Below are 14,864 nucleotides of genomic sequence, written 5' to 3' on the forward strand. Positions count from 1 at the left end.
GTCAGCTGTACTTTTGCCGCGCTATATTTAACTGAAGCCATTTCCAGTGCGGCAAAGGCTTCTTTCATACCAAGTTCTGCTGACAGTAGCGGTAGCGGATTTATTTTTGCCTGACTCCAGCCATCTTACCGCGGTTGTGAATCCATATATGAAGTGGAACGAACCCAGAAGCTGGATTTCTTTCACCAGTTACGGGCCGATTGGATAGTTTACCTCAGATGCTCCCATACCCAGATGAACGTTAACACCGGCCGGGCGTGTGTAAGCTACTACAGATACGAGAGCTGCAGCAGCGCCGGAGGTCTCCCCGAAGCTATCATTTAAGTAATCTCAGCATGGGTATCTGCTGCTGCACGACTACGAACCTACAAGCGTAAGCCTCTTTTTTATTGTCAGCGCTTCATACAGCGCTTTTGCAAGGCATACAGGTTCTACAAAGCCATCATTTAACTGCAGACCATCAGGATCAGCCCCAAATGAGAGAACGCGCAGCACCGTGTTAATTCGGGTGACACGCTCAAGCTCCAACACAGCCAGGACATTCTGACGCATCTCGCCGTCCTCTTCTGATGCCTCTTCCTGCACAACAGCTGCGCGTGATGCTTTTCCATCCCATAAAATCATGCAGCGTGCCCCATTGAGGGTGACGGCATCTATCACTTCGTAGTACTCATTTATTGATTCGGTACTGTAGGACTCAGGTACAACAAACATAGCTGGCGACTCGATATTTTAGTCATTGAGAAGCCAGCTTAAGGCAGGGTGAAATTCAGGTAAAGTGCTTGTTTTAATTGCAGAAATCACCCGTTAAAGAGGCAATTTTAATGACATTTAAATAGCTCAGGTTGTGTCTGGCTCTGGTGAATTGCTAAAAATCAGGTCGCACAACTTAGCAGGGTGCGGTTAGGGCATAAAAAAACCGAACCTTAAGGCTTAAAAGCGCGCCAGACGTTATTGTCTTAAAGTCCCTAAAGGTGGCATCCTGATCGGTATAGCTTTTATTTTTCATCAATCATTGTTGCTCACATTTAAGAATTTGCCCGGGACACCAGTGCGATAACGCAGCCTTCAAAAAAAAGCCTGCACGCGGCAGGCTGAAAGCATTTCATAGATACGTCTTATTATTCTCTCAAGTACGCACGCCATGCGTTAGCTGTGTGCGTTTAGTATGGCACAGCCTTACAATAAGTAATGCTTAAATATTAATCGCGTTACAGGGCGGAAAGGCGCTCAGGGCGGACAAAAAAAGCCAACACATGGCAGGCAAATCGCTTCGCAGTAAATCTTCTCGATTTGCTGTTAAGACCATTGTGGCTAATAAAAAGCTTGTCAAATTGCAGTATAAAGGGGGTAAATCAGCACAAATTGCGATGTCTCATTTGCTTGCGCAGCACTTATGACTATTCGCTATCCCCGGGACTACCAGGTTTTACTGTCTTGAAGAAAATTCGGGTTCAGCAAATATTCCGCTTTCCTCTCAGGCGTTACAGAAACAGAAATCTGGCGCTGGATACAATTTAAATGATTGGCGATCTATATCCGGCTGCATTGCAGGCTCGAGTCGGCACTCAGAACCTAATCTTTATGCTAATGGCGTAACTTTTAAAAAAGATTTTATCGTGAGCCTTTTAAGACAGAAGAAAATTACTCCAGGTTTCACACTTTCAATTCAAATTTCACTTTGCGCTACATTTATCAGGGACAACAGGCTCTTCCAGAAATATACAGCGCTTGCTGTATCCTGGCTTGATTATTTCAGAATACTGAACTCTATACAGGTTAATAATGAAGGATGAGACCTCAGCTCAACATCATTATGGAAATCCTGTTCGATGTCATCTAAACCCTATCTCATTCGTGGTCTGGTTATTGCCATGATGCTGGCCATCCTGATTGGGGTGGCTTTAATAAGCGTCAACAGTAATAGCCAGGTTAATGAGTATGTTACAGTAAAAGTGCGTGTTGGTAATATTATGAACTCAGTTCTGGCTACCGGCCATATTGACGCCATCAGGCGCGTTGACGTTGGCGCTCAGGCATCAGGACAGGTTAAGTCACTTTATGTAAAGCAGGGTGATTACGTTGTCAAAGGAAAAATGATTGCGAGCATTGATGATGTGCCGCAGCGTAATGCTTTACGTAATGCTGAAGCTACGCTTGAGGGCGCAAAAGCCAGTCTGCAGGCTACACAGGCAAAACTAAAACGTGCCGAACTACGTTTTAAACGCCAAAAGGCGATGCTGAAGGAAAATGCCAGCTCACGTCAGGATTTCGAAGCAGCAGAAGAGGAGCTTATCTCCTGTCGTTCGGAGTTAATGTCAAATAAGGCGCAACTCCTGAAGGCGCAGATTGACGTAGATAATAAAAGGGTAAAACTCGGTTATACCCACGTGCTGGCGCCAATGAATGGCACTGTTATCGCATTAGTTACCTTACAGGGACAGACGGTTAACTCCAGCCAGAGCACGCCAACGATTATCAAACTGGCACAACTCGACGTCATGACGGTTAAAGTGAAAATTTCGGAGGCTGACATAACACGTGTCACTTCAGGACAAACAGTACATTTCACTATTTTCTCTGAACCAGACAAACATTACGAAGCAACGCTCAAAAACATTGAACTCGCCCCGGAATCACTGATGAAAGACGGTTCTTCTGACAGGAATTCTTCTTCGGAATCAGCCTCCCATAATGGTTCAGTTTACTACAACGCGCTGCTTGAAGTGCCCAATCCAGATAACCGGCTTCGTATTGGAATGAATGCGGAGGTATCGCTGATTACTTCCGAAGCTAAAAATACGCTGCTGGTGCCAAGACAGGCTGTTCATACAGTTGATGGAAATGCACATCAGGTGCAGGTGCTGACTCAGGACCACAAGCTGGAAAGCCTTGCAGTTAAAACAGGAATTACCAACAGTGTAGATGTTCAGATCCTCGAGGGATTAAGTGCTGGTGATGTCGTAGTGCTGTCTCAAACAGATGATGAAGCCTCCAGGCAGGGGCAGACGTTATGAGAAATATTATTGAACTAAAGAATATCAGTCGGACGTACTGCACAGGTGGACAGGCGCTGAGGGTTCTGAATTCAGTCAATGTGAACATCGCGTCAGGCGAAATGGTGGCGATTATAGGTTCATCAGGTCAGGTAAATCGACTCTGCTGAATATTATAGGGTGCCTGGATGTGCCTGATAGTGGTGATTATTTTCTTGGCGGGCAAAATGTCGCGCGCCTGTCACCGGACGAATTAGCAAAAGTCAGCAGGGAGCACGTCGGATTTATTTTCCAGCGCTACCATCTGATGCCAGATCTGAGTGCACTGGACAATGTTAAGATCCCTGCGATTTACGCAGGCATCCGGCGTGATGAACGCAGGTTTTTAGCGGCCTCATTGCTGGAAAAGCTTGGGCTTAAAGGTCGTGAGCATCATAAGCCCGGAGAACTTTCCGGTGGTCAGCAGCAACGCGTCAGCATCGCTCGTGCATTGATTAACGGTGCTGAGGTTATTCTGGCCGATGAGCCCACAGGGGCGCTCGACAGCCGTTCCGGGCAGGAGGTGCTGGCTATTCTGAATGAATTAAACAAGCGTGGCCACACGGTGGTGATCGTGACCCCTTCATTTTCGGTCAGAAGAATCAGTTCAGCGCACCGGAAACACTCAGCCATCGTGAGCGAAAAATCTCCTTTTTGCGGACGAAAGCAGCATAAAAACGGCAAAAGTACAGATACGGAACAGGCCACTTACTTATTCTGTGGAAAGCATTCAGTCAGGGCAGTCGATCCTAAGCTTGGCACTATAACTTCAGGCATAAAAAAACCCGCGTTACACGGGCGTAAAGTTGTTCAATTGGGGCAAACCATCTATCAGCCTTGGCTGATGACAGAGAGAATACGCACACCGCAGTAATTTGGAAATAGACGTTCAACAATTTATTCTGATTGACTGAAGCATCAATGTCTGGTTAGGGCAGTATGCCTTTACGTTGCCGGCGATGGGGGAAAAGCGTCGGTGCTCAGGCCCCGCTCCCGCGAAAGCCTGTACAGTTTTATTCTGCAATGCGGCCTCTGGCTGAATGAACGTCTTTCTGAACACGGACTTTCTTACCGACGATCGTATCGGTAAGAAAGTCCGTGTTGTTTTTCAGTACCGCGGTAAGCCTGCCGGCAGCGCTATCCTCAACCGCACGGTGATACCGATGCTTTGCGCGAGGGGGGGGGGCCTTTAGAAGACCGCGGCGGAATGATAATTAGCCAACGGGGAAGGGCTTCAGCGGTGACCGCACTAGCCAGCCTACCTCAGGGCATGTCCCTGTACGAACTGATTCAGTGGACGGGGCATGTAATGCCTCAGTCCACCATGCATTATATTCGTATACGTCCAACTTAGCTGGCCGCCTCGTTCGTAAAAGCAGACAGAGTGGCTCACATGATAAGCGTGCTGATTGACCACGATCCAGAAGCCGCGAGTCTGACCGGACCCACGACGTACTATGATCAGGGTGACTAATACTGCACGAACCCCTTCTGGAGCAGCTGTCAGCAACGGATGACCTGCATCGGTTGCGATTTTAACCTGCTCAAACAGCGCGCGCGCGGACTGGTACTGCAAAGCAAAGCCTCTGTCAGACGTTACCTTGAAGAAGTTCCGCTTACACCCAATGAGAGAGCCATCGTTGAACAGGACGTAGAGAAAATTGAGCTTGCTCTTAAAAGGTTGTCCCTCAAAACCCGAAGGGTAAAACGGGCCGCTATGTTCCAGAATGGACGTTTCTCATATTACTATGTACCAACCGGTGAATCCGTCCGGCTAAAATATTTATTAAGGACTTAATCGTTTATTTACAGTATAAAAAATAACCAGAGATGGTAGAGTAGATCTCATTCATTTTTAAGGCCAAACATAATGTCCTTCTTCAATAGAATTTTGGACCAAATTACCGAGATAACATCTGCATCTATCTGTCCGATATGTAAAAAAGAGTCACAACAGTCGATAAAAAAAATAGGCAAAAAGCAAACTTTGCTCTGCCCACACTGCAAGTCGATATTTGTAAAGCCTGACTAATTAAGTTCATAAAAGGCATACACAATTAAGTGAAATGGTGCCCAACTAACGCTTAAGTTGCCTAGCGGTGGCTTGTTGTGACTATAGGGGCCGGAAATCTCTCAGAGGGAACCCGATTTGTTTTAGGGCTGGCGACTGGAGCGCCAATCCTGAGACAATTGTGCCGTTTTCAACTCATGCCGGGCATCAGTATCTGCTTACCCACATTGCTTTTCAGAAACAACATTATTAATTTTTTATTTCATCTGAGTTGTTACGCCGCTTAATTTTAAAATTTATCGCTTAAACTCCTCTCCAGTGAAAGTAATAAAATCATCATGCTAAAGTATCGCGTCTGATCATCTTCGTTTGATGCCGATGTTTATTATGAAAATATTTTCAATGCTGGTCTCGTCATCATCGCAAACGCTACTTTTTATCAATGAGTTGTTTTGCCAGTGTATGTCCGATTAGCGTCAGTCCCGAACGTTCCTGACACCAGCTGGTGTTAATTGCAGGCTTATGCCAGGGGTCTTCCATCCGGTCACGGTCAGGCAAGTAACAATAACATAAAACAAATTGACTAAAATTTAAGCATTGATGTTAGTATGGGACTCATTCCTTGAAGGGTTAATCACCATGTCTCTTCTCAGTTACGCAAGGAAGCTCATGAGTGGTACGTCCAGGGTCGTCTGTCCTGCCTGTGGTTTACGTTCAGACCAGCCAGCCTCAAAAGTGCGCCTGAAACAGGCAATGCTTTGTCCCGGGTGTAAAGCCCTTTTTGTCTCACCACAATAGCGCCCGACCTGGGTGACTAACGATCTTCGATATCCTGCAGTGAATACCTGGGCCAGCAGCTGATAAATCCCTGATGCCTTATGCACATCCTGAGAGAACGTTTCTGAACTGATTTTTCAACTGCTCTTGCGCGTTAACGTCGCACTAGAGTAACTCTATGAAAATAAATCCCATGGCATGGTTTCGCTCCTCCCATCTCCTGGCAAAAGCACCCGAATGTGCTGCGATTTCGTCCAGTGACATAAGGCTTGAAAACAGTCCGCATCCCGATTTGTTCTCAACGCCTCAGCTTGAGCGCTATGGCCAGAAACTGGCGCATACCCACAAATTGTCCCCGGAAAAATTGCCGTACTATCTGCTCAAACGGCTGGGAGATAACGAAGCCGTCATTACCCAAAACTGTTACACGCTTAACGAGGGTAAAAAATCGGGGATTATGCCTGCAGGGGAGTGGTTGCTGGACAATTATTACCTGATTGAGGAGCAAATTCGTAACGTCCGTCAGCATTTGCCGCCCAGCTTTGGTAAGGGTCTTCCCTCCCTCATTTCGCCGCAACTTTGTCCGCGTATCTATGATATTGCTACGGAGGCCATTGTGCATGGTGACGGGCGCTGGGATATCGCCAGCCTGACCAGCTACATTAACGCCTACCAGCAGGTGACGCCGTTGACGTTGGGCGAAGTCTGGGCTTTACCCGGCATGCTGCGCCTTGCACTTATTGAAAACCTCCGCCGGGTGAGTATCGAAGTTGTTCAGGCTCAGCAGGAACGCAGTCTTGCTGATATGTGGATTACACGCATGACCGAATGCGCGGAAAAAGCGCCAGCCGACTTAATCATGGTCATTGCCGACATGGCGCGTGCACGCCCACCATTGAGCAGTGCCTTTGTCGCTGAAATGGTTCGTCGGTTGCACGGACATGGCATTGCGCTGACGCTACCTCTTAGCTGGATTGAACATCGGCTTGCCGAACAAAGCCTTACTACCCAGGCGCTGATACATCGCTTTAACCAGCAGCTTGCGGCCAGCCAACTTTCTGTCAGCAACAGTATTGCCGGTTTACGCTTGATCAATGAAACCAACTGGGCCGACTTAGCCGAGAACATTAGTGTCGTGGAGCAGACTTTACGTCGAGATCCTGCAGGTATTTACCCCTCCATGCATTTTGATACCCGCGATCATTATCGCCACGTGATTGAGATTCTGGCCAGGGGGAGCCAATTCAGTGAGCCGGAAGTGGCAAATCGCATACTGGCGCTGTCAGATCAATCAGAACCCGGCCTGCCACAATGCCATATTGGTTATTATCTGATGGGCGAAGGGCGACATCAGCTGGAGCGTCGCCTTTCAGTAAATACGTCTGGCCTTAAACGTTTGCGGCACAATTTCAACAAATTTCCCCTGCTATCCTGGCTGGGGAGCATGAGCCTTTTGACCACGGCGGCGACGGCCGCAATTCTATTCAGAACCGCGAATCAGGGAATGGCCTTGTGGTTGATACTACTGGCATTGCCCCTGATTATTGCGGTGAGTCAGCTGGTAAGCGATATGCTGAGTGAGGCGACGACCCGGTTTCGCGTTCCCCGGCCGCTGCCAGCAATGGATTTTTCCAACGGGATCCCGGTTGCTTCTGCGACCCTGGTGGCCATCCCTTGCATGCTGACGAGCAGCGAAAGTTTTGGCAAGCTCCTCACCAGTCTTGAAGTGTGCTGGCTTGGCAATCAGGATGATAGTCTCTGCTTCGCGCTTGTTACTGATTTCGTTGACTCAACAACTGAAAATACAAAAGAACAATGCGCGCTGTTAAGCCAGGCGATGTCAGACATACAAACACTCAACCGGCGCTACCCATGTTGCCGTCAGCGTTTTTATCTGCTGCACCGATCGCCTGAATGGAACGCTTCCCAGGGTATCTGGATGGGTTATGAACGCAAACGGGGCAAGCTGGCGTTGCTGAACAGCTGGTTACGCCATCCTGACACACAATTTTCCAGCGTTGCAGGCATGCCCGCAAACCGTTTACCTGGCCTTATAAAGTATGTCATCACACTGGATAGTGACACCCTGCTGCCACGTGATACTGCGCATAAATTGGTGGCTACGATGGCGCATCCGCTGAACAAGCCAGAGTATGATCCTGTCCGTCAGAGGGTTGTTAAAGGTTACGGTATTTTACAACCGGGACTGGCAGAAGAGATGCCCCGTGAAGGTCAGGGTCGCTATGCAGCTATGCGTAGCAGCGTACCGGGTAATAACCCTTATTCGATGATGTCTTCAGATATCTATCAGGATCTATTTGAAGAAGGGTCCTTCGTTGGGAAAGGCATCTATGATGTCGATATCTTTGCGCAGGCCACCACCAATACCTGCCCCGAAAATCTGGTTCTCAGTCACGATCTGCTTGAAGGATGTTATGCCCGTTCCGGATTGCTGAGCGAGGTCTTACTCTACGAGCAGTATCCGAATGACTATTTGTCCGATGTTGCACGCCGTACGCGCTGGATCCGTGGCGACTGGCAACTGCTTAACTGGCTTAAGCTCCGTGTCAGAAAAGCGGATGGCACAAAGGATAAAAATCCGTTGTCCGCGCTGTCGCGGTGGAAGCTATTTGATAATCTGCGCCGCAGCCTGGTCGCACCCTCTCTACTGGTGCTGCTATTCAGTACGCTGCTGTGGGTGCCCAATCCGTGGTACTGGTCAGGTGTACTGACCCTCATCTGGCTGCTGCCTGCCGCGTTATGTATCATACTTGATCTTATCAATAAGCCGCTTCGTCGTACTTTGAGACAGCAACTGATGCTCGTCACTGCCGGAGCGATGAAACGAGTTTCCCGTGTTGGGCTTAATTTTGTTTTACTGCCGCATGAAGCGGGCTATTCGCTGTACGCGATCACAGTGACGCTCTGGCGCCTTGGTATTAGCCAGCGAAATCTGACCGAGTGGTCCCGTCACACTCCTGATAGCTTCAAGTCCACTTTTTCTGTTTTCCGTTTTTATCGGGCTATGTATCTGAATGTGGCTTGTGGTGTGGCACTTATCTTACTTACCCTGGTTTTTGCGCCGAAATGGCTGACCATAGCATTGATCATCGGCCTGTCGTGGTGCATGGCGCCGCTGTTGCTGAGCTGGCTGAGCCGCACGCCGGCGCGTAAGACTTTCCTGCCCACTCCGGAGCAGAAACAACTTTTGCGTCAGACCAGCCGGGAAATCTGGGCTTTTTTTGAGACATTCGCAACGGCAAATGAAAACTGGCTTCCTCCTGACAATTATCAGGAAATCCCGGAGCCAAAAATTGCACATCGAACCTCTCCTACCAACATCGGACTTTCCCTTCTGGCTAACCTCACGGCCTGGGATTTTGGCTATATCCCTGGCGGGACTGTATTGCAGCGCATCACACAGACGCTGGACTCGCTGGATAAGATGGAGCACTTCCGGGGACATTTGTATAACTGGTATGACACCCGCACGCTGTCCCCGCTTAGTCCGCGTTATGTTTCCAGTGTCGACAGCGGCAATATGGCGGGGCATTTACTGACATTGCGTGAAGGACTGTCTGCCATGCGCCATCAGCCGGTATTAAATCCTCAGCTCATCGTGGAGGGGCTGAGCGACACTTTAAGTGTTCTGGAGAAATACTGGGGATATAACGCGCCAGCCAGTCTGCGACTGCTGCGCATAGATTGTTTAAGTGCAGCATCATTACCTGCCGGCCAGCTGCTCAGCAAACTAAGAAAAATGCAGTCGCATTGCCACGATCTGACTCAACGCAGTCACCTGGAGAGCACGATTGTTGAGCGGTGGACGGCGCATCTGGTCACTCAACTGAAACAGCTTTGCGATGAATGGTCGACATTGCTTGGGTGGTTACCCACAACATATAATGCACAATCATTGCCTGCGCTAAGTGAGCTGGCAGGCGAGAAAACCATTGATGAAGTGCCTCTTCCGACCGCCGTAATAACCCAGGTCAGATTACGACTGTATATTATCAGCGAACTGGAACAACGGCTGGCTGATCATGCACGAATGGATTTTGCGTTTCTGTACAATACGGCTACCAGTATGCTGAGCGTTGGTTACAACTGCGACACCACCACGCTGGATAAAAGCCACTACGATCTTCTGCCCTCTGAAATCCGCCTGACCAGTTTTGTTGCAATAGCAACGAATCAGCTGCCGCTTAAAAGCTGGTATGCACTCGGCCGCCTGTTTACCACCCTGGATCGGGAAACTGCTCTGATGTCATGGAGCGGTTCAATGTTTGAATATCTGATGCCGAATCTGGTGATGCCGTCATGGCACGGCAGTCTGCTGGATACAATGAGCAAATCCGCGGTTATACGGCAGATAGGCTGGGGCAAAGAGCGTGGTGTGCCATGGGGTGTCTCCGAGTCTGGCTATCATGCGTTTGATGTTCAGCACAATTATCAGTATCAGGCATTTGGCGTACCTGGTCTGGGGCTCCGGCGCGGACTCGCCGACGATATGGTTGTTGCCCCTTATGCCACTCTGCTGGCGTTGTTAGTTGCTCCGCAGAAAGCCTGTGAAAATCTGTTCACCCTGGAGAAGAACGGCGCGTGCGGCGAATATGGGTTTTATGAAGCGCTGGACTATACGCCATCGCGGCTGGCATCCGGCCAGCTTTTTTCAGTCGTACAGTCCTGGATGGCGCACCATCAGGGTATGGCCTTCCAGGCGCTGGGGCATCTGCTGTTTGATGCGCCAATGGCCACACGATTTATGTTGAATCCTGCTTTCAGGTCGGCCAGCCTGCTGTTGCAGGAGCGCGTACCCGATGCAGTCGAGCTCTATAGTCCGCGTCGTCATTTTGAGTCCCATGAAGGAAGGGTTAAACCGGTACGCTATGAACCGCGCATTTTCACCCAAGCGGTCACCCCGACCCCGGAAATACAGTTACTTTCCAACGGGCATTACCATCTGATGATAACAACCGGCGGTGGCGGTTACAGCCGCTGGAAAAACATCGCACTCACGCGCTGGCGCAGCGATACCACCCGTGATAACTGGGGAACATTCTGCTATATCCGCGATCCACTGACCGACGAGGTGTGGAGTAATACCTGGCAACCCATGGGTGGCAACACGGATATCAGCAATGATGAAATCATTTTTACCGATGCGGGCGCTGAATTCACACGCGTGCTCGGATCGGTTAGCGTTAAAACTCAGGTTGTCATTTCCCCGGAAGATGACATCGAGCTACGTCGTGTCACTCTGGTGCATCATGGTCGTACACCGCGGACGTTGGAACTGACAACCTATGCCGAAGTGGTGCTGGCCCCGGACGCCAGTGATCAGGCTCATCCTGCATTCAGCAACCTGTTTATCCAGACTGAGACAGATCCCGCTCGGGATGCCATTCTGTGCCACCGACGTTCACGCTCACCGGATGAACAAAGTCCGTACCTGTTTCATATGATGGTGGTACATGGCGAAAGTTCCGGGAACACATCGTTTGAAACCGACAGGGCCAAATTTCTTGGCCGTGGAAGACATCCGGCTGATCCCCTGGCGGTCAGCACGGGCGGGCCACTCAGTAATACCTTCGGGGCCGTGCTGGATCCGATACTGTCGATATCTCACGCGATCAGGCTCCAGCCCGGACAGCCTGTCACCATTGATATGGTGTATGGTGTCAGCGAAAACCGTCAGCAAAGCCTCGAATTAATGGAAAAATATCGCGACCATCCTATCGCCAATCGCGTTTTTGAACTGGCCTGGTCTCACAGTCTGGTCGTGTTGCGGCAGATGAATGCCAGTGAAGAGGACGCAACCTTATTTAACCGCCTCGCCAGCGCAGTAATCTATCCCGGTCAGGAATTACGCAGTGACCAACAGGCTATCAGTCGTAACCGGCGTGGTCAGTCTGGCCTGTGGGGCTGGGGTATTTCAGGTGATTTGCCGATTGTTCTGCTTTGTCTCACCAGCGAGGAAAGAATCGCCTCCGTTGCCACACTGATCCAGGCGCATCGATACTGGCGAATGAAAGGGCTGGAGGTGGACCTCGTGATTCTGAATAACAGTGCCGGTGGCTACCAGCAGGTGTTACAGACGCAGATTATGGATTTAATCAATGCGGGTTCAGAAGCCAGCCTGCTGGATAAACCCGGAGGGATTTTTGTCCGTAACGGTGAACATCTTAGCGCCGAGGATAAGCTGTTGCTGATGAGCGTGGCCTGCCTGAGTCTGGATGATCGCGCTGACGGTATTAAAGAACAACTTAACCAGCGTATTGGCGCGACAAAGAAAATCGGCAGGCCTTTTGTGCCGGAGATAACAACAGGTAACAATCACCATACAGACTGGATACCGGATACGGGCCAGTTACGTCATTTCAATGGATATGGTGGATTTTCTCAGGATGGCCGGGAGTATCAGATTCTCTTAAGAGAAAATGAACCGACGCCAGTGCCCTGGTCAAACGTACTGGCAAATGAACATTTTGGCAGCGTAATTTCTGAAGCCGGGCAGAGCTATAGCTGGTTTGAAAATGCCCATGAATACCGCTTAACGCCCTGGGAAAACGATCCAGTGAGTGACCGATGCGGCGAAGCGTTTTATCTGCGGGATGAAGAGAGTGGTGTGTACTGGTCACCCATGACCTTACCCGCGCGCGGGCAAGGCGACTATCTCACTCGCCATGGTTTTGGTTATAGCGTCTTCGCGCACCGTGAAAGCGGGGTAGACAGTGAACTGACGATATTGGTAGCCGAACAGGCACCGGTTAAGCTTGCCATCCTGAAGCTCAGCAACCATTCGGGCCGCACGCGTAAATTAGCGGTCACTGGCTACGTGGAGTGGACACTCGGGGCAACGCGTGCACACTCTGCCGCGCATATCATTACGCATTCGCACCCCCTGCCTGGCGGTAGTGCAGTAATGGCAAATAACTTTTATGGTTCTGACGGCAGTGAACGCACCGCTTTTTTCGCCATCAATGATCCTCTGAGTACGGTAACCGGTAACCGTCGTGAGTTTGTGGGGCGCAATGGCTCACTACACGCGCCGGCCGCCATGAAAATGCGCAGACTCTCGGGCCAGACAGGGGCCGGATTTGATCCCTGTGCCGCGCTACAGTCGACAGCGACCATTATCGATGGTGATCAGAAAACCTTTGTTTTTGTCCTCGGCGTGGCAGGCAACCTTGTGCAGGCTCAGGAGACGCTTGCCCATTTTCTGAATGAGGATAACGCACGCCAGTCGCTGGACCAGGTTCATCATTTCTGGCACAAGATTCTTGATAAAGTTGTGGTTCAGACACCCGATAGCAGCGTTGATTTGCTGGTGAACGGCTGGTTGCTCTACCAGACAATAGCCTGCCGCATTATGGCGCGCAGCGGATATTACCAGTCCGGCGGTGCATTTGGTTTCCGTGATCAGCTGCAGGATACGCTGGCGCTAAGCCACGTTGCACCGGAGCGATTGCGTAGCCAGATCGTGCTCTGTGCCTCACGGCAGTTTACAGAAGGGGATGTTCAACACTGGTGGCATCCTCCGCACGGCAATGGTGTGCGGACCCGCTGTTCGGATGACTATCTGTGGCTCCCGCTCGCGGTTTGTCACTATGTGGATATAACGGGGGATATCGGGGTACTGGAGGAGCGCATTCCTTATCTCGAAGGACGTCCACTCATGCCTGGTGAAGAATCTGTTTACGATACTCCGGTTATAAGCCATATCGAGGAGACGTTGTGGCAGCACTGCGTCAAAGCCGTTGAACGGGGATTACACTTTGGCCAGCATGGCCTGCCGCTGATGGGGGCTGGCGACTGGAATGATGGGATGAATCTTGTTGGAATCGAAGGCAAAGGCGAAAGCGTCTGGCTCGGCTTTTTCCTCTACGATATTTTACAGCGCTTTGCGGCACTTGCTGAACAGCGACAGGATATGAATGTGGCGACCTTATGCCATTCAGAAGCGCTGCGCTTACAAAAAAACCTCGAATCTTCGGCCTGGGATGGTGAGTGGTACCTGCGAGGCTATTTTGACAATGGTGCGCCGCTGGGATCACGAAGGTCACAGGAGTGCTGTATTGATGCGATAGCCCAAAGCTGGTCGGTCCTGTCCGGCGCAGCTGATCCTGCACGTAGTGCCCAGGCAATGCTGTCGCTGGACAGCTATCTGGTAGATGAAGACGCGGGACTGATCAAACTGTTAACCCCTCCGTTTGATGGCCACGGGCCTGATCCGGGTTACATAAAGGGTTATCTGCCGGGAGTAAGGGAGAATGGCGGGCAGTACACGCATGGTGCTATCTGGGCTGTCATGGCATTTGCCCGTATAGGTGAAAAAGCGCGAGCCTGGCAACTGTGGTCAATGATCAACCCAATAAACCACACGCTGCAACCGGAAGGTATTACCACGTACAAGGCAGAACCTTATGTCATGAGTGCGGATGTGTACAGCGTTCCCCCCCATACCGGGCGGGCTGGGTGGAGCTGGTACACCGGTTCCGCGGGCTGGGCCTATCGTCTGGTAACAGAAGAGTTGCTCGGAATAAAACGTCACGGTGATACGCTTATCATTCATGCGCAGTTACCCGATGAATGGCCTTCATTTAGCATGACCTATCAGCACGGGCAGAGTCAGTATCGCATCACTGTTTCCCATGGTGAAAGTGAGTATCAGGTGACATTGGATGGCATCGGGTTGCCTGACGACCATATCGTTTTAGTGGATGACGGACAAAACCACAGGGTTGATATTATTCAGCGATAAGAAAAAGAGGCGATTGGCATAAAGCAAAAATAAGAGCTCTGAATGACACACAGCAATTCAAAGTTGGTCGCTATGTTTTATTAGCATGGTTGTGATTCAGCGTCCGCTTGTGCCAACAGCAGACATTTATGGTATTGCGTGATGTTATTGAGTGGAAGGACGCATCAGGTCTGCTGTCTAAGACTGAATGAAGATGGTAAAGATGTATGATTTTTTGAGCTATCTTCTATTAAATTTCATGCGCAATCAGCAGATTTTTTTGATGCCAAATCCAGGA

4 protein-coding genes and 2 pseudogenes are annotated in these 14,864 nt (G+C 50.1%); 5 read left to right on the forward strand and 1 reads right to left on the reverse strand.

Translation table 11 applies throughout. From position 1 onward, the window contains the following. Positions 1 to 357: 357 nt before the first annotated feature. Positions 358 to 714: a hypothetical protein gene (locus P2R09_RS05420; RefSeq protein WP_275767807.1), complete on the reverse strand. Its 357-nt coding sequence runs from the start codon at positions 712 to 714 to the stop codon at positions 358 to 360. Positions 715 to 1,874: 1,160 nt separating this feature from the next. Here P2R09_RS05420 and P2R09_RS05425 point away from each other — a divergent pair. The 5 genes and pseudogenes from P2R09_RS05425 to P2R09_RS05440 all read left to right on the forward strand — a co-directional run bounded on the left by P2R09_RS05425 (position 1,875) and on the right by P2R09_RS05440 (position 14,587). Then, positions 1,875 to 3,017, forward strand: coding sequence for an efflux RND transporter periplasmic adaptor subunit (locus tag P2R09_RS05425; protein ID WP_275768117.1), 1,143 nt, complete (start codon positions 1,875 to 1,877; stop codon positions 3,015 to 3,017). Beyond that, a pseudogene (locus tag P2R09_RS05430) lies at positions 3,014 to 3,615 on the forward strand (ABC transporter ATP-binding protein); the annotation flags it as partial. The gene P2R09_RS05425 and the pseudogene P2R09_RS05430, both read left to right, overlap by 4 nt. Positions 3,616 to 4,065: 450 nt before the next feature. Beyond that, positions 4,066 to 4,731 (forward strand): annotated as a pseudogene (locus P2R09_RS21590) (integrase); the annotation flags it as partial. A gap of 954 nt (positions 4,732 to 5,685) precedes the next feature. Beyond that, a complete protein-coding gene (locus tag P2R09_RS05435) occupies positions 5,686 to 5,844 on the forward strand; it encodes a YnfU family zinc-binding protein (protein ID WP_222591975.1) in 159 nt (52 codons plus the stop codon). 157 nt (positions 5,845 to 6,001) lie between these two features. Next, positions 6,002 to 14,587, forward strand: coding sequence for a glucoamylase family protein (locus P2R09_RS05440; RefSeq protein WP_275767810.1), 8,586 nt, complete (start codon positions 6,002 to 6,004; stop codon positions 14,585 to 14,587). The last annotated feature ends 277 nt before the right edge of the window (positions 14,588 to 14,864 follow it).

Origin of the sequence: Pantoea sp. Cr_R13 (assembly GCF_029222565.1) — a bacterium.
GTDB classification, from domain to species: Bacteria; Pseudomonadota; Gammaproteobacteria; order Enterobacterales; family Enterobacteriaceae; genus Pantoea; species Pantoea eucalypti.